Below are 14,543 nucleotides of genomic sequence, written 5' to 3'. Positions count from 1 at the left end.
GCGCGCGGCGCGCTCAGCGGGGGCCGGTCAGGCCGGGGTCGGGCCAGCCCGGGTCGGGGCGTCCGGGCTGCGCGCGCTGCGGGTCACTGGCCTCGCGGGCCAGCGAACCGGCGGGCTCGCTGTAGCCCACGCTGGCCAGCCGGTCGCCCTCGAAGGTGAAGGAGGTCAGGCTGGCCAGGCCGCACTGGCGGCGGCGCGGGTCGTGCCACAGCCGGCGGCCCTCCGCGGCCAGCCGGATGATCCAGATCGGCAGCTGGTGGCTCACCAGCACCGCCTCGTGGCCGCGGGCGTCGCGCCTGGCGTCGTCGATCACCGCGCGCATCCGGGCCAGCACATCGACGTAGCGCTCGCCCCACGAGGGACGGAACGGGTTCCAGAAGTGGCGGTAGTGCCGCGGGTTGCGGAACACGCCCTCGCCGGGGCGGATCGGCACGCCCTGGAACACGTTGACGGCCTCGATCAGCCGCTCGTCGGTGCCGATGGGCACACCGAGCTTTTCCGAAAGCGGCGCGGCGGTCTCCTGCGCGCGCTCCATGGGGGAGCTGACCAGCAGGGACACATCGCGGTCGGCGACGGCGGCGGCCACCATCTCGGCCATCCGGCGGCCGGCGTCCGACAGGTGGTAGCCGGGCAGCCTGCCGTACAGGACGCCCCCGGGGTTGTGCACCTCACCGTGCCGAAGCAGGTGGACGACGGTGGTTTGAGCCATGGTGGGCCTCAGCCTACCCATACGCACCTTGCGTGACGCGCGCAGGGACCCGGCGCGGGACGGGCCTACGCCTGGACCGGTTCGGGGCGGGCGCTCTCGGCGCCGGCGATGTACGGCTCGGAGGCGCGGCGCAGCGCCTCCACCGCGGCCCGGATGGCGGGACGGCGGGCGGCGTCGGTGCGCCACAGCGCGAAGATCCGCCGGGTCGGACGGGGCCTGATCGGTACGGCGCGCACGGTGTCCGGCAGGCCCTCGCTGCCCAGCCGGGGCACGATCGCGCACCCGTGCCCGGCCGCCACCAGGGCGATCTGCGTGGCGTACTCGTCGACCATGCAGGTGATCTCCGGCTCCACTTCGGCCGAGCGCAGTGTGAACGCCAGCCAGTCGTGGCAGATCGTGCCCGGCGAGGAGCTGATCCACCGCTCGCCGGACATCTCGGCGAGCCGGATCTCTGCCCTACCGGCCAGCGGGTGGTCCGCACGGACGATCACGTCGGCGATGTCGTCGAACAGCGTGGCGCGGGAAAGCCCCTCCGGCAGGGCCATCGGGCGGTTGAGCCAGTCCTGGCCGACCGCGAGGTCCAGCTCGCCGCGGGCCACCTCGCGGATCTGCCGGTCCGGCTCGCGCTCGAAGAACTGCAGCTCAAGGTCGGGGTGCCGGGCGCGCAGCGAGGTGAGGGCCGCGGGGGCCAGGCCGCGCGCCGCGGTGGGGAAGGCGGCCATGGTCAGCTTGCCGACCACCGCACCGCGCAGCGCCTCGAAGTCGGCCTCGGCGGTCTCCACCAGGGCCAGGATGCGCTCGGCGTGCTCGGCGAGCAGGCCGGCCGCGTCGGTCAGCCGCACGCCGCGCCCGTTGCGCTCCAGGAGCGTCGCGCCGGTCTCGCGCTCCAGTTTGGCGAGCTGCTGGGAGATCGCCGAGGGGGTCACCATCAGCGCTTCCGCCGCCGCGCCCACCGATCCGTAGACCGACACCGCGTGCAGAGCCTTCAGCCGGTTGAGGTCCAACATGTAAGCAAGTCTAAACTACAACCCCAAGAAATACTCGCTTGTGCTGAACGGTTCCGGGACCGGAAAATAGATGCGTGAGAATACAAACCGCCCCACGCAAGCAGTACGAAAGCCAGATCTCCTACCTGGAAAAGCTCGCCAACGCCGAGCGGGAGCGCCGCGCCCGGGCCCGCAGGACCGGCCGCGACCCCCGCCCGGTGAAGTCGGCCGAGAGCAACTGACCGACCTGATCGACCGATCGGCGCAGGTTCACCCGCGCGCGGCGGCCTTGGCCGCCAGAGGGAGGGCGCCGGTGATCCGCTCCACCGCCTCGTCGTCGTGCGCGGCCGACACGAACCACGCCTCGTAGGCCGACGGCGGAAGATAGACCCCCTGGTCCAGCATCGAGTGGAAGAACGCCCGGTACGCGGACGTGTCCTGACGCTGGGCCCCGGCGAAGTCATGCACCGGCTCGTCGGTGAAGAAGATCGAGAACAGGCTGCCCGCCCGCTGCAGGCGGTGCGGGACGCCTTCGGCGGACAGCGCCGCGGCGGCCGCGGAGCCGATCACCGCGGCGACGGCGTCGAGCCGTTCGTACACCCCGTCATCGCATCCGCGCAGCATCGCCAGCCCGGCGGCGCAGGCCAGCGGATTGCCCGACAGCGTGCCCGCCTGGTAGACCGGCCCATCGGGGGCGAGCCGGTCCATCACCTCGGCCCGCCCGCCGAACGCGGCGGCGGGCAGCCCGCCGCCCATCACCTTGCCGAAGGTCATCAGGTCGGCGTCCACCGGGTCCAGGCCGTACCAGCCGGCGCGGGAGACGCGGAAGCCGGTCAGCACCTCGTCCAGGATGAGCAGCGCGCCGTTGGCCGTGCACAGCTCGCGCAGCCTGGCGTTGAAGCCGTCGCGCGGCGGCACGATGCCCATGTTGGCCGGGCACGCCTCACTGATCACACAGGCGATCTCGAACCTCCGGAACGCCTCCTCGACCGCCGCCACGTCGTTGTACGGGAGCACGATCGTGTCGGCGGCCGACGCGCCGGTCACCCCGGGAGTGTCCGGCAGCCCGAACGTCGCCACCCCCGAGCCCGCCGCGGCGAGCAGGGCGTCCACGTGCCCGTGGTAGCACCCGGCGAACTTCACGACCTTGGAGCGGCCGGTGAAGCCGCGGGCCAACCGCACGGCCGTCATGGTGGCCTCGGTGCCGGAGTTGACCAGCCGGACCTTCTCCACCGGGGCGACCCTGGCCACGATCTCCTCTGCCAGCTCGACCTCGCCGGGCGTGGCGGCGCCGTAGGAGGTGCTGTGCTCGATCGCGGCGCGCAGGGCCTCGACCACGGAGGGATGCCGGTGGCCGAGGATCATCGGACCCCATGAACCGACCAGGTCGACGTAGCGGTTGCCGTCGACGTCGGTGATGTAGGGACCCTGGCCCGAGGCCATGAACCGCGGCGTACCGCCGACCGCGCCGAACGCGCGGACCGGGGAGTTGACCCCGCCCGGAATCACGGCGCGGGCTCGGTCGAACAGTTCCTGGGAGGACTTGGCGCTAATGGTCACGTCACAAGCCTACGACCGTCCCCCTGTGGTCACCGAGGTGCGCCCGGGTCACTCGAAGGAGTCGGCCAGCCAGTCGAGGACGCGCAGCGGGTCGGGCAGCGGGCGGCCGTCGGGCGGGCGCAGCCAGGACACCGGCTGCCCGGTGGGCAGCGTCGAGGGCGGGGCCAGGACGTAGCTGTCGCGGCAGTGCCAGCGCAGGCCGGGCGTGTCGTCCACGCTCTCGGGCACGCAGTCGAGGTTGCAGGACCACCACTCGTCCTCGTCGTCGGGGTTGCCGCGGGTGGCCACATAAAACAGGACCCGGTCGCCGTTGGCGGCGACCGGGCCGGTGCCCGAGCCGGATGCGTCCATCCGGGTGAGGGCGGCGAGCCCCGCGTCGAGCGGGGCGTCGAAGACGTCGAACACGCGTCCGGTGGGGAGGATCACATTGGCCTCGGGGTCACGCTCCCACCAGCGACCGAGCTGCGCGGCATCGAGAGTGGCCTGCATCTGCCAGGCCGGGGACACCGGATGCGCGCCCGGGTCGGGACACCCGAGGCGGTCACAGGAACAGGCCCGCGAGCCGGTGCGCAGCGGATGCGCCCCCGGGCAGACGGCCCAGCCGAGCGCGGCGTACTCCAGCACCGAGGCGACCCGCGACGTGTGCCGCGCCCGCCGCCTGGCACGCCGAGCGAGCGGTACCCCCACCATTGGTCTCCTCCGTCCGCGCGCCGGATCGCCTACGCGAAGGCCGCGGCGGGCGGCGCCGGAAAGGGCGCGCCAAAGCCACCGTGGGACACATCCGCGTTGGTGCTTACGCCTTCTTGCACTTTAACGCACGCGCCCCGGCAACCCACCGGAAACCCCCCGGTTGCCGGTGGTTCCCGGTGGTCGCCCGTATGTCGCGGAGCGCCGGTCAGCGCCGTTCAGCGCCGTTCAGGCCGGCAGGCGGCGGGCCACCTCGGTCGCCCAGTAGGTGAGGATCAGGTCTGCCCCGGCGCGGCGGATCGCGGTCAGCGTCTCCATGATCACCCGCTCGCGGTCGATCCAGCCGTTCGCCGCCGCCGCCTCGACCATCGCGTACTCGCCGCTGACCTGGTAGGCGGCCACCGGCACGTCCACCGCGTCGCGGATCTGGCGCAGGATGTCGAGATAGGCCAGCGCGGGCTTGACCATCACCGCGTCGGCCCCCTCGGCGAGGTCCAGGCGTACCTCGCGCAGCGCCTCGCCGACCGGACCCGCGGGGTCCTGCTGGTAGGAGCTGCGGTCGCCGAACTGCGGCGCGCACTCGGCGGCCTCCCGGAACGGCCCGTAGAAGGCCGAGGAGTACTTCACCGAGTAGCCCATGATCGGCACCTGCGCGAACCCGGCCGAGTCGAGCGCCGCCCTGATCACGGCCACCTGGCCGTCCATCATGCCGCTCGGCGCGATCATCTGGGAGCCCGCGCGGGCCTGGGAGACGGCCGCCGAGGCGTACCGTTCCAGCGTCGCGTCGTTGTCGACCTCACCGTCGGCCGTGAGGATGCCGCAGTGCCCGTGGTCGGTGAACTCGTCCAGGCAGGTGTCGGTCATCACCACGAGCGCGTCGCCGACCTCGGCGAGCACGTCGGCGAGCGCCCGCTGCACGATGCCCTCGGGGTCGTCCGCACCAGAGCCGCGCCCGTCCTTGACGGCCGGGATGCCGAACAGGATCAGGCCGCCCACCCCCGCCTCCGCGGCGTCGTGGGCGGCCTTGCGCACCGAGTCGAGCGTGTGCTGGACCACGCCGGGCATCGACCCCACCGGGCTGGGCGCGGCGATGCCCTCCTTGACGAAGACCGGCAGGATCAGGTCCCCCGGGTGCAGCCGGGTGCCCGCCACCATCCGGCGCAGCGGCGCCGTCCGGCGCAGCCTGCGCGGGCGCGCGACCGGGAACTCAGCGCTCAAAATGCCCCTCCTCAGTTGGCCGTGCTACTTGGCCGTGCTCACTTAGCTGTGCTCACTTGGCTGTGCTCACTTGGCCCGGCGGCGTGCGCCCCTGCGCGTCTGGGACGGCCGGCGAGGCGTCTCCCCCGCGGCGACGGCCGCCTGCCGCTGCTTGGCACCGTACTCCGCCAGAGCCGCCGCGAGAGCCGAAGCCGACGGACGATCGGCCATCACATCGACCCTGAGCCCGAACTCCTCGGCGGTCCGCACGGTCTGCGGGCCGATCGCGGCGATAACGGTGACGTTGTGTGGCTTTCCGGCGATGCCCACGAGATTGCGGACCGTGGACGACGAGGTGAACAGCACCGCGTCGAACCCGCCGCCCTTGATCGCCTCACGGATCGGCGCGGGCGGCGGCGCGGCCCTGACCGTCCGGTAGGCGGTGACGTCGTCGCACTCCCAGCCCAGCTCGGTCAGCCCCGCCACCAGGTTTTCCGTGGCGATGTCGGCCCTGGGCAGCAGCACGCGGTTGATCGGGTCGAGCATCGAGTCGTACGGCGGCCACTCGGCCAGCAGGCCCTCCGAGGACTGCTGCCCGGTGGGCACGAGGTCCGGCCGTACGCCGAACTCCACCAGCGCCCGCGCCGTCGCCTCGCCCACCGCGGCGACCTTCAGGCCCGCGAAGGCCCGCGCGTCCAGGCCGTACTCCTCGAACTTCTCCCGCACCGCCTTGACGGCGTTGCCGCTGGTGAAGGCCACCCACTCGTACCGGCCGGTGACCAGGCCCTTGATCGCCCGGTCCATCTGCTGCGGGGTGCGCGGCGGCTCGACCGAGATCGTCGGGACCTCCTCGGGCACCGCGCCGTAGGAGCGCAGCTGCTCCACCAGCCGGGCCGACTGCTCCTTGGTGCGCGGCACCAGCACCCGCCACCCGAACAGCGGCTTGGTCTCGAACCACGACAGCGAGTCGCGCAGCGTCACCGCCTCGCCGACCACCATCAGCGACGGCTCGTCGATCACCGCGTGCTTCAGGTCGGGCCCGAGCCTGCCCAGCGTGGACACGACCGTGAACTGCTCGGTCGTCGTGCCCGCGCCGGTCACCGCCACCGGGGTGGTGTCCGGGCGGCCGGCCGCGACCAGCGCCTTGCCGACCGACACCGCGTCACCGCCGGCGTTGTAGATCACCAGCGTGCCGGTGGCCGCCGCGTGGACCGACCAGTCGTCGACCAGCCCCGCGTCCACGACGCGGAACTCCGGCCCGGACGCCGCCGCCGGAATGCCGGCGTAGGTGAGCACGGCGGTGGCGGGCGGCACCCCTGGAACGATCTCGAAGTCCACCTCCGCCTTGGCGCAGGCGGCCACCTCCTCGCCGATCGAGGAGAAGAACATCGGGTCGCCGGGGCACAGCCGTACGACGCGCCTGCCGCCCTTGGCGGCCTTGACCGCGCCCAGCGGGGCGGGGTCGTCGTCGGTGACGTCGATCACCTCGACGTCGGACCGGGCGTGCCGCAGCAGCGCCCCGAACGCGGCGCGGTCAAGGACGACCGCGTCGGCCTTGCCGAGCAGCGCCGCGCCGCGCAGCGTCAGCAGGTTCTCATCCCCAGGACCCGCGCCGACGAAGGCGACGAAGCCGCCCGGGTGCTCGACGAAGGGCGGTGGTGAGGTGGTCGGTGTCGGTGAGGTCGGACTCGCGGAGCTCAATGGGACTGCTCCCCCATCAACGTGCCGGCTCCCTCGGCGACCATGGCGGCGGCGAGGTCGCGGCCGATCTCCATGGCCGCCGGGAGAGGTCCGGCGGCGGACTTACGGACCGCGCGCGCGCCATCGACTGCGATGACGGCGGCGGTCATGTTCAGGATGTGCCCATCGGCGACCGCGTACGCCCCGACAGGGGCGGCGCACCCGGCCTCCAGTGCGGCCAGCAGGGACCGTTCGGCGGTCACCGCCGCCCGCGTGCCGGGATCGTCCAGCACTCCGAGCAGCTCGACCAGATCGTCCCTGTCGGCGCGGCACTCCACCGCCAGGGAACCCTGTCCGGGCGCCGGAAGCATCTCTTCGATCTCAAAGATCTGGGAGATCTCTGCCTCCCGGCCGAGCCGCGACAGCCCCGCGACGGCGAGCACGATCGCGTCCAGCTCGCCGGACAGGACCTTGCCGATCCTCGTGTCGGCGTTGCCGCGGATCGGCACGTAGTCGAGGTCGGGGCGGAGCGCCCGGAGCTGGGCGACCCTGCGCGGCGACCCGGTGCCGACCCTGCCCCCTGGAGGGATGTCGGCGAGCTTGGCGGACCCGATCAGCGCGTCGCGGTGGTCGGCGCGCGGCGGCGTCGCCACCAGCGCGATCTGCGGATCGGGCGCGGTCGGCAGATCCTTCAGCGAGTGGACCGCGAAGTCGATCTCACCGTCGATCACCTTGTCGCGCAGCGCGCTCACGAACACGCCGGTGCCGCCCAGCTGGCTGAGCTGGGCCTTGGTCACGTCGCCGAACGTGGTCACGCCGACCAGCTCCACCGGCCGCCCGGTCAGCTCGGTGAGCCGGTCGGCGACGAGCTGGGACTGGGTGGTCGCGAGCAGACTGCGGCGAGTGCCCAGCTTGAGTGGGGTCATCTCGGTCACAGCTCCTGCTTTCGCCGGGTGGTCCGAGAGAGCCGGGCGGACTCCTCGTCGATCCCGGTCTGGTCGATCCCGGTCTGGCGTACGGCCTCGGGCACCTTCGGGTCGAGGTTGAACAGCTCGCGCAGCGCCTCGGCATAATGATCGCCCGAGGGCGAGGCGGCGAGCTGCTTGACACGCACGGTCGGCTCGTGCAGCAGCTTGTCCACGACCCTGCGCATGGTCTGGGTGACCTCGTCCTTGACCCGCTGGTCCATCTCGGGCAGCCGGGACACCAGCCGCCCCAGCTCCGCCTCGACCACGCCGGCGGCCTTGCTGCGCAGCGCCACGACCGTGGGGGTGACCCGGGCCGCGCGTACGACCTCAAGGTGGCCGGCGACCTCCTCGGCCACGATCCGCCTGGCCGCCTCGACCACGTCGCCGCCGTCCGTGCCCGCGGCCGAGCCGAGGCCGGAGTTCTGGATCGCTTCGAGGTCGACCAGCGTCACGCCGGGCAGCGCGCGGACGCCGGGGTCGATGTCGTGCGGCAGCGCGAGGTCCAGCAGGAACAGCGGGGTGGTCCGGCCCGTTCCGGTGAGCATCTCGGGGGTGACCACCAGGTTGCCGCCGCCGGTGCAGGAGATCACGATGTCGGCCTGGGCCAGCTCGGCGGGCAGGTCGTCCAGCCGGGCGGGACGGCCGCCGACCGTCTCGGCCAGCCGTACGGCGCGCTCGTAGGTGCGGTTGGCGACCACGATGCCGGTCACCCCGGCGCGGGCCAGCGTGGCGGCCGACAGCGCGCTCATCGACCCGGCCCCGACGACCAGGGCGCGCTTGCCCTGGATCGGCCCGAGCACCCGCTCGGCCAGCTCCAGGCCGACGCCCACGAGCGAGGCGCCCGCGTGGTCGATGCCGGTGTCGGTGTGGACGCGCTTGCCGACGCGCAGCGCGTGCTGGGCCAGCTCATTGAGCGTGGAGCCGAGCGTGCCCTCCTCCTGGGCCAGGCGCAGCGCCTGGCGTACCTGGCCGAGGATCTGGCCCTCGCCCATGACCATGGACTCAAGGCCGCTCGTGACCGAGAACAGGTGGGACACGGCACGGTCTTCGTAGTGCACGTACAGGTGCGGGGCGAGCTGCTCGACCGGTACGTTCGCGTAGGTGCCGAGCAGCTCGCTCATCGCGCTCACCGCGCTGTGGAAGCGTTGCACGTCGGCGTAGATCTCCACCCGGTTGCACGTGGAGACGACCATGGCCTCGGCCACGCACTCGCTCCTGTGCACGTCGTGCAGCAGCTTCACCAGCGAGTCGCCGGACACGGCCACGCGTTCCAGCAGTGCCACCGGTGCCGTCCGGTGACTCAACCCGACAGCAAGGACGCTCATGCGCTGGCTCCCTGCTGCAACTCCTCGGCCATCACGGGGCCCCCACTTTCGCGATCCCCCTTGCGCTGCTCATGAAACGCGAGGATCTGCAGTTCAATGGACAGATCGACCTTCCGGACATCGACGCCCTCTGGGACGGAGAGCACGGTGGGGGCGAAGTTCAGGATGCTGGTCACCCCGACGGCGATGACCCGGTCGCAGATCTGCTGGGCAGCCGCAGCCGGTGTCGCGATCACCACGATCGACACCCCCCGCCGCTCGATCACGGCCTCAAGCTCGTCGATGTGCTCGACATTCAACCCCGCGATGTGGTCGCCCACGACTTCGGGGTTGGCGTCGAACAGCGCGGCCACCCTGAAGCCGCGCGACACGAATCCACCGTAGTTGGCAAGCGCCCTGCCGAGGTTTCCTATTCCGACGATGGCCACGGCCCAGTCCTGGGTGAGGCCGAGTTCGCGGGAGATCTGGTAGATCAGGTACTCGACGTCGTAGCCGACACCGCGCGTGCCGTACGAGCCGAGATGGGAGAGGTCCTTGCGGAGCTTGGCCGAGTTGACCCCCGCGGCCAGCGCGAGATCCTCCGAGCTCACGGTGGCCACGCCGCGCTCGGCCATGCCGGTGAGCGCCCGCAGGTAGAGCGGCAGCCGGGCAACGGTCGCCTCGGGTATGCCACGGTCGCGGGATTGGGGCAGGCGGCGTGTCACGTGCCGGAACTCCAGGGGACGGGCCTCCGGCGCGGCGCTGCCGCGAGCCCGGACGCGGTGGATATGGTGATGAGCAGCGTCTTCCAGGTTAATCCCTTTGTGAACGTATGCACAAAGTGAGAGGCAGCGAGTCTCGGCGGCCCGGGACTGGGCTAGCGTTGACGGGCATGACCCACCGGATCACGTTGCTCGGCAAGCCGGGCTGCCATCTCTGCGACGACGCCCGCGCGATCATCGCCCGTGTGGCGGGCGAACTCGGGGTGCCGTGGGAAGAGCGGGACATCACCCGATCGCCCGAGGACCAGGAGAAATACTGGGAGATGATCCCGGTGACGCTGATCGACGGCGTGCAACACGACTTCTGGCGGGTCGACGAACCCCGCCTCCGCGCCGCCCTCAGCGCACCCTAGATCGGGGCGGTCAGATCGGGGCGGTCCACCACTCCGACGCGATGGAGAGCCCGGCGAGCCCGGAGGGCCTGCCGCTTCGCCTCGTCCATGTGCCCGCACACCACCACGACCTGCACGGCCCCACGCCGGCGCGCCTCTTCCGTGACGGCCTTCAGAAGATCGACGCCGACCGTGGTCCAGTCGCCGTCCTCCCCCACCGCGAAGTCGTCGAGCGTGCAGGTCGGCCCGCCCGGGTCGTACACCGGAGGCGACGGCACCAGCGACCCGACCGCGAACCCGGCGAACCGCCCTTCGCGCTCGGCCACCCGGAAGATGACCTTCTCGTCCTCCACGAGGGTGGCGATGAACTCGGTGTGCCGGTCCCGAGCATCCGCCGCACGCCGCCAGAAGACGGGCTGATGCTCCTCGTACCTCTCCCTGCACCGGGCCATCAGGGCGACGATCGCCGCCACGTCATCGGACAAGGCGCTCCGGACAGAAAGCATGATCCTCATGCTAGGAGGGCCATGTCCCGGTGGGCCTATCGGGTCTCCGCGCCGATCCAGGACAGGTACTCGGCACTGCCCGCGACGATCGGGGTGGCGATGATCTCCGGCGTGTCGTAGCCGTGGTTCGCCTTGATGTACGCCTCCAGCTCGCCGAAGCGGTCACACGTCGTCTTGATCAGCAACTGCCACTCCCGCGCCTGCTCCACCGCCCCCTCCCACCGGTACACCGACGTGATCGGCCCGACCACCTGAACACATGCCGCCAGCCGCGCCTCCACGATGCCCTGGGCGAGCGCGACCCCCTTCTCCTCGTCGTCCACCGTCGTCAGCACCTGCACATAGCCCGCCATGAACCCTCGATTCCACACACTCGCGGTCACCCACCGTGGGGATCAAGGCAGGCGTCGATGATCTTGATCATCCGGTCGCGGCCGAAGCTGGACTCATGCCCAGGATGCACCGTCCTGACGGGAAGGTCACGGAGCCGCAGCATGGTGGCCCGGTAGGCCGCAAGGTCGGATCCGGGCAGGTTGTCCAGTAGAGGCGCGTCGTAAATGGCGTCGCCGGAGAACAGAACGCTGCTCTCCTCGTCCCAGAGCGCGATGCCACCGGGCGTGCGCCCGGGCAGGTGCAGCACGGTGAAGGCAGGTCACCCTCGCGCAACGCCCGCGTCGCGGGCGCGGGCACGACGTCGCACGAGGCGATGTCGTACCCGGCGTACGGCAGCGCGTGGAACTCCGCCGGGAGGTCCGAGCCGACCAGCGTCCCGAACTCCGGCTCCGCCAGGAACGGCTCGCGTAAACTCCGTCGCGCCGTTCTCCGCTCCAGCGGCCCTCCGCTTCGCGGAGACGAAAGGCCCGGCCCTCGCTGCGCTCGATCGTTCTCCCGGTGCCGGGGCTCCGCCCGACGTCACTGCTGCTCATATGCCGTGCGCTCCGGCCTCGGTCGCCGTACGGCAAGCCATCTTCCAACCGCCGGCCCGTCGCGAGCAGGCTCTTGTGCCCGGCCTTTCGCGTGGGTCGCCGCAACTCGCCATCCCAGCACCGGCCGAACGTGGCACCCCAGACCATCGCGCCGCTTGCCGCCCCTCGGCCATTGCACCCCACCGCCCTGGGCGGACCCCGCTTCGCGGAGGCGAAAGGCCCGGCCCTCGCTACGCTCAGGTGCTTTCCCGGTGCCGGGCTTCGCCCGACGTCGCTGCCGGCCGTCTGCCGTGTGTTCCGGTCTGTATGGCAAGGCCCTCCGGCCGCACGCGTGCAGCAGTACCCGGGACGATGCGGCGGGTTGCGGTCTGCGACGGCCCGGCCGCTTTTTGGCAACCGGTTTCCCCAGGCAGTGGCGGGTGACCGCGCCCCTCAGAGTGATGGAACCTCCCCACAGCCCGGGCTGGCCGACCTGGGCGATGTCCGATTTGAACGCTCCCACTTCCACCCCCTGGCGGGACGCCAGCCCAGCACCGGCCACCTTGTGGGCGGCCGGTTCCCCGCCGGCGGGGAGGCGGCGGGATGGCGTCCCACCCAGTGGTGTAAAAGTCCAGCGATCACGGTCATACCTGGTGGACCGGCAGGAACGGCCGTGGTCCGCCGGATCATGACCGCCCGGCCGCACCCCCACGGGCGCCGCAACGGCGAGACGCACGACGGCGGTGCCCGGCGCCCGCCAACGGCGGTCCGCCGGAACGCGGAGCCAGGCGGCATTTCCACCACTCGTGGGGACGCCATCGGCGGCGGGGCGCTCGCGCCGATCGTCTGCTGCTGCGCGTGTCCTTACCAGGGCGGCACCCGGCGGGGCGGCCTGTGCCGGCGGCCGGAAGGGAGTCTGGGGCCGAAGACGGATGATGTTCTGGGGTGTTCCATGGCGGGGCCGTGGGCGGTGGCTGCTCGCGTCTCAGGTGGTGGCGGGCTCGACCGAGCGGCCCAGGGGGCCGGTGAGGTAGTGCTGGACGGTGGGGGCGATGGCGGCGAGGAGGGTGGGCAGGTCGCGGTCGGCCAGGGGCGGGAGCCGGAGCAGGTGGCGGCCCAGCGCGATGCCGAACAGGTGGTTGAGCGCCAGGCCCAGGCGCAGGTCCGGGTCGTCGCCGGGCAGCAAGGAGTGGACGTCTTCGGGCAGGGCGGCGGTGAGCAGCTCGCGCAGCTGTTCGCGGGCGCCTTCGTGGGCCAAGGCCGACGCCACCGTGGCGCGTAGGGACCCGGCCAGGCCGGGGTCCTCCCATAGCGACAGGTAGGCGCGGGCCAGGCGCTCGCCGAGCTCGCCGACGGGCCCGTCGAAGGCGCCCTGGACCTGCTGGACCGCCTGGCCGGGCAGTTGGAGGGTGGCGGCGAACAAGCCGTCCTTGTTGCCGAAGTAGTGGGCCAGCAGCGCGACGTCGACCCCCGCCGCCGCGGCGATCGACCGCATGGTCGCCCCGCGGAACCCCTTGGCCGCGAACTCGTGCCTGGCCGCGGCCAGGATGCGGTCCCGGTTGCGGCCATCGCCGCTGGGCGGCCGCCCAGGACGCTCGGAGCCCTTCTCGCTCATGCCAGGCACTCTACCCGCCCTCAACAAATGTTGACATCAACAAATGTTGAAATACAGTGTGGTGATCCGGACCCCGATGTGCGACCCGCACTCAGCAGCGGATCCACGCCAAGAACCCCTGGAAGGCATCCCGCGCATGTTCTCCACATTCGATCTCGAGTTCGCCTGGATCGGCCTCGGAGCCGCGATCGTCTTGACGGTCGCCCTCCTGGCGACCGATGCGCTGCGCGGCAGCCGCACCCTGTCCCGGTGGAAGGACCCGGCCTGGCTGGGCTGGGTCGCCGTCGTCGCGTACCTGTTCCACAACTTCGAGGAGTACGGCATCGCCGCCGACGGCGCCCACCATGCCTTCCCCGACTCCCTGTGCACCACGCTCAACCAGGGCGCCTACCCGGAATGCCCGATCCCGACAGAGTTCTACCTGTTCGTCAACATCGGGTTGATCTGGGTCGTGGCGGTGATCTGCGCCCTGCTCGCCCGCAAGCACGTGATGATGGGGTTCGCGTTCTACAGCATCGTCATCGTCAACTGCTTCCTCCACATCGTCCTCGCCCTCGCCACCGGCACGTACAACCCGGGGCTGCTCACTGCGGTCGTGATGTTCCTGCCCGCCTCGGCCTGGATGATCAGCGTCTTCCTCAAGCACCAGGACCCGCCGCTCGGCAAGTGGCGCCTGCTCGGCATCGTCGGCATCGGCGTGGCCGCCAACGGCTCCCTGCCGCTCACGATCAATTTGTTCCTGAACGACGTCATCTCCGGACCCGTCCTCGACCTGCTGCAGCTCCTCAACGCAAGCCTCATCCTGCTGGTCGGCGCCCTCCTCCAAAGGTCCCTGCCCCCAGCACACCCCGCAACGGCGAAGCCCGGCACCCAAGCTTCCCGCTGAACGACGCAAGACCCCTTTCCGCACACGGGCGCCGGCCCGGAGCCGCCGGTCACCCCGCGCCGCCGGCGGCCGAGGACCGCGGCGCCATGGTCGTCGATGGCGGGGCGGGCGACCTCCAAGCCATCCCCTTACCGGAACGACCAGCGACGCTAAGACGGGCCGGCCGGCTGCTCAGTACGCCGGTCAGAGACGGGTGGGTGTAGGCAGGCCGGGCGACCCTTGACCCGGCCCGCCCACACCCTGGAGCAGGGGGCTCCGCGTTCCCCGTGCCCGCGCGGCGGGGTGGTGGGGGCTCGCCGCGCCTTGTGAGAAATGGCGGAGGGCCGGGCGAGCCTGCGGGGTTTCCCGGACCCGCCCGGGAGTGTGCACCGGCTGGACCGGAGACAACCGGTGCACAACGCGGCGTTGAATGCCGGAGGGAGGACA

The 14,543-nt window shown here is 71.7% G+C and carries 16 protein-coding genes; 3 read left to right on the top strand and 13 right to left on the bottom strand.

What is annotated here, in order from left to right; translation table 11 throughout:
- Nucleotides 1-13: 13 nt before the first annotated feature.
- Nucleotides 14-709, bottom strand: coding sequence for a histidine phosphatase family protein (locus DP939_RS03220; protein ID WP_113978674.1), 696 nt, complete (start codon nucleotides 707-709; stop codon nucleotides 14-16).
- Between the two features lie 65 nt (nucleotides 710-774).
- Complete coding sequence (locus tag DP939_RS03215; protein WP_113978673.1) at nucleotides 775-1,716, bottom strand: LysR family transcriptional regulator; 942 nt, start codon at nucleotides 1,714-1,716, stop codon at nucleotides 775-777.
- A 74-nt stretch (nucleotides 1,717-1,790) separates the two neighbouring features.
- Between DP939_RS03215 and DP939_RS45980 the strand changes: the two genes are divergently transcribed.
- Entirely contained in the window at nucleotides 1,791-1,937 is a 147-nt protein-coding gene (locus DP939_RS45980) for a hypothetical protein (RefSeq protein WP_158578447.1), read from the top strand.
- 28 nt (nucleotides 1,938-1,965) lie between these two features.
- Here the strand turns inward: DP939_RS45980 and hemL are convergent, their stop codons facing one another.
- From hemL to DP939_RS03180, 7 genes are all read right to left on the bottom strand, one after another.
- The gene (gene hemL / locus DP939_RS03210; RefSeq protein ID WP_113979476.1) at nucleotides 1,966-3,249 is read right to left on the bottom strand and encodes a glutamate-1-semialdehyde 2,1-aminomutase; all 1,284 of its coding nucleotides are present in this window, start codon (nucleotides 3,247-3,249) and stop codon (nucleotides 1,966-1,968) included.
- Between the two features lie 54 nt (nucleotides 3,250-3,303).
- Nucleotides 3,304-3,945: a bifunctional DNA primase/polymerase gene (locus DP939_RS03205; protein ID WP_113978672.1), complete on the bottom strand. Its 642-nt coding sequence runs from the start codon at nucleotides 3,943-3,945 to the stop codon at nucleotides 3,304-3,306.
- A gap of 225 nt (nucleotides 3,946-4,170) precedes the next feature.
- The gene (hemB, locus tag DP939_RS03200; protein WP_113978671.1) at nucleotides 4,171-5,160 is read right to left on the bottom strand and encodes a porphobilinogen synthase; all 990 of its coding nucleotides are present in this window, start codon (nucleotides 5,158-5,160) and stop codon (nucleotides 4,171-4,173) included.
- A 66-nt stretch (nucleotides 5,161-5,226) separates the two neighbouring features.
- Complete coding sequence (locus DP939_RS03195; RefSeq protein WP_113978670.1) at nucleotides 5,227-6,840, bottom strand: bifunctional uroporphyrinogen-III C-methyltransferase/uroporphyrinogen-III synthase; 1,614 nt, start codon at nucleotides 6,838-6,840, stop codon at nucleotides 5,227-5,229.
- A complete protein-coding gene (gene hemC, locus DP939_RS03190) occupies nucleotides 6,837-7,745 on the bottom strand; it encodes a hydroxymethylbilane synthase (RefSeq protein WP_113979475.1) in 909 nt (302 codons plus the stop codon). Before hemC ends, DP939_RS03195 begins: the two co-directional genes overlap by 4 nt.
- A 5-nt stretch (nucleotides 7,746-7,750) precedes the next feature.
- Nucleotides 7,751-9,112 (bottom strand): glutamyl-tRNA reductase, encoded by a 1,362-nt coding sequence (locus DP939_RS03185; protein ID WP_113978669.1) that lies wholly within the window; start codon nucleotides 9,110-9,112, stop codon nucleotides 7,751-7,753.
- Nucleotides 9,109-9,816: a redox-sensing transcriptional repressor Rex gene (locus DP939_RS03180; protein WP_113978668.1), complete on the bottom strand. Its 708-nt coding sequence runs from the start codon at nucleotides 9,814-9,816 to the stop codon at nucleotides 9,109-9,111. Before DP939_RS03180 ends, DP939_RS03185 begins: the two co-directional genes overlap by 4 nt.
- 167 nt (nucleotides 9,817-9,983) lie before the next feature.
- Here DP939_RS03180 and DP939_RS03175 point away from each other — a divergent pair, with 167 nt between their 5' ends.
- Complete coding sequence (locus DP939_RS03175; protein WP_113978666.1) at nucleotides 9,984-10,226, top strand: glutaredoxin family protein; 243 nt, start codon at nucleotides 9,984-9,986, stop codon at nucleotides 10,224-10,226.
- On the opposite strand, the gene DP939_RS03170 is transcribed toward DP939_RS03175, so the two are convergent.
- The 4 genes from DP939_RS03170 to DP939_RS03155 all read right to left on the bottom strand — a co-directional run bounded on the left by DP939_RS03170 (nucleotide 10,223) and on the right by DP939_RS03155 (nucleotide 13,231).
- On the bottom strand, nucleotides 10,223-10,711 hold the full coding sequence (locus DP939_RS03170) for a GNAT family N-acetyltransferase (protein ID WP_158578446.1): 489 nt from the start codon (nucleotides 10,709-10,711) through the stop codon (nucleotides 10,223-10,225). The two genes, DP939_RS03175 and DP939_RS03170, sit on opposite strands and share 4 nt — an antisense overlap.
- Before the next feature lie 35 nt (nucleotides 10,712-10,746).
- Nucleotides 10,747-11,064, bottom strand: a complete 318-nt coding sequence (gene cutA / locus DP939_RS03165; RefSeq protein ID WP_113978663.1) for a divalent-cation tolerance protein CutA — start codon at nucleotides 11,062-11,064, stop codon at nucleotides 10,747-10,749.
- Nucleotides 11,065-11,090: 26 nt separating this feature from the next.
- A complete protein-coding gene (locus tag DP939_RS03160) occupies nucleotides 11,091-11,351 on the bottom strand; it encodes an MBL fold metallo-hydrolase (protein ID WP_113978660.1) in 261 nt (86 codons plus the stop codon).
- 1,250 nt (nucleotides 11,352-12,601) lie between these two features.
- The gene (locus DP939_RS03155) at nucleotides 12,602-13,231 is read right to left on the bottom strand and encodes a TetR/AcrR family transcriptional regulator (protein WP_113978658.1); all 630 of its coding nucleotides are present in this window, start codon (nucleotides 13,229-13,231) and stop codon (nucleotides 12,602-12,604) included.
- A 136-nt stretch (nucleotides 13,232-13,367) separates the two neighbouring features.
- Between DP939_RS03155 and DP939_RS03150 the strand changes: the two genes are divergently transcribed.
- On the top strand, nucleotides 13,368-14,117 hold the full coding sequence (locus tag DP939_RS03150; RefSeq protein WP_158578445.1) for an HXXEE domain-containing protein: 750 nt from the start codon (nucleotides 13,368-13,370) through the stop codon (nucleotides 14,115-14,117).
- The last annotated feature ends 426 nt before the right edge of the window (nucleotides 14,118-14,543 follow it).

The sequence above is a fragment of the Spongiactinospora rosea genome, from assembly GCF_003315795.1.
GTDB classification, from domain to species: domain Bacteria; phylum Actinomycetota; class Actinomycetes; order Streptosporangiales; family Streptosporangiaceae; genus Spongiactinospora; species Spongiactinospora rosea.
Note: the sequence above shows the minus strand (reverse complement) of the source record. Positions and strands in the feature narration are given on the sequence as shown.

Bases quoted from the DNA above. Each gene is read 5' to 3' on its own strand.
- cutA (WP_113978663.1), bottom strand. From the start codon at position 11,064: ATGGCGGGCTATGTGCAGGTGCTGACGACGGTGGACGACGAGGAGAAG.
- DP939_RS03215 (WP_113978673.1), bottom strand. From the start codon at position 1,716: ATGTTGGACCTCAACCGGCTGAAGGCTCTGCACGCGGTGTCGGTCTAC.
- DP939_RS03205 (WP_113978672.1), bottom strand. From the start codon at position 3,945: ATGGTGGGGGTACCGCTCGCTCGGCGTGCCAGGCGGCGGGCGCGGCAC.
- DP939_RS03175 (WP_113978666.1), top strand. From the start codon at position 9,984: ATGACCCACCGGATCACGTTGCTCGGCAAGCCGGGCTGCCATCTCTGC.
- DP939_RS03185 (WP_113978669.1), bottom strand. From the start codon at position 9,112: ATGAGCGTCCTTGCTGTCGGGTTGAGTCACCGGACGGCACCGGTGGCA.
- DP939_RS03170 (WP_158578446.1), bottom strand. From the start codon at position 10,711: ATGCTTTCTGTCCGGAGCGCCTTGTCCGATGACGTGGCGGCGATCGTC.
- DP939_RS03220 (WP_113978674.1), bottom strand. From the start codon at position 709: ATGGCTCAAACCACCGTCGTCCACCTGCTTCGGCACGGTGAGGTGCAC.
- DP939_RS03150 (WP_158578445.1), top strand. From the start codon at position 13,368: ATGTTCTCCACATTCGATCTCGAGTTCGCCTGGATCGGCCTCGGAGCC.
- hemC (WP_113979475.1), bottom strand. From the start codon at position 7,745: ATGACCCCACTCAAGCTGGGCACTCGCCGCAGTCTGCTCGCGACCACC.
- DP939_RS03155 (WP_113978658.1), bottom strand. From the start codon at position 13,231: ATGAGCGAGAAGGGCTCCGAGCGTCCTGGGCGGCCGCCCAGCGGCGAT.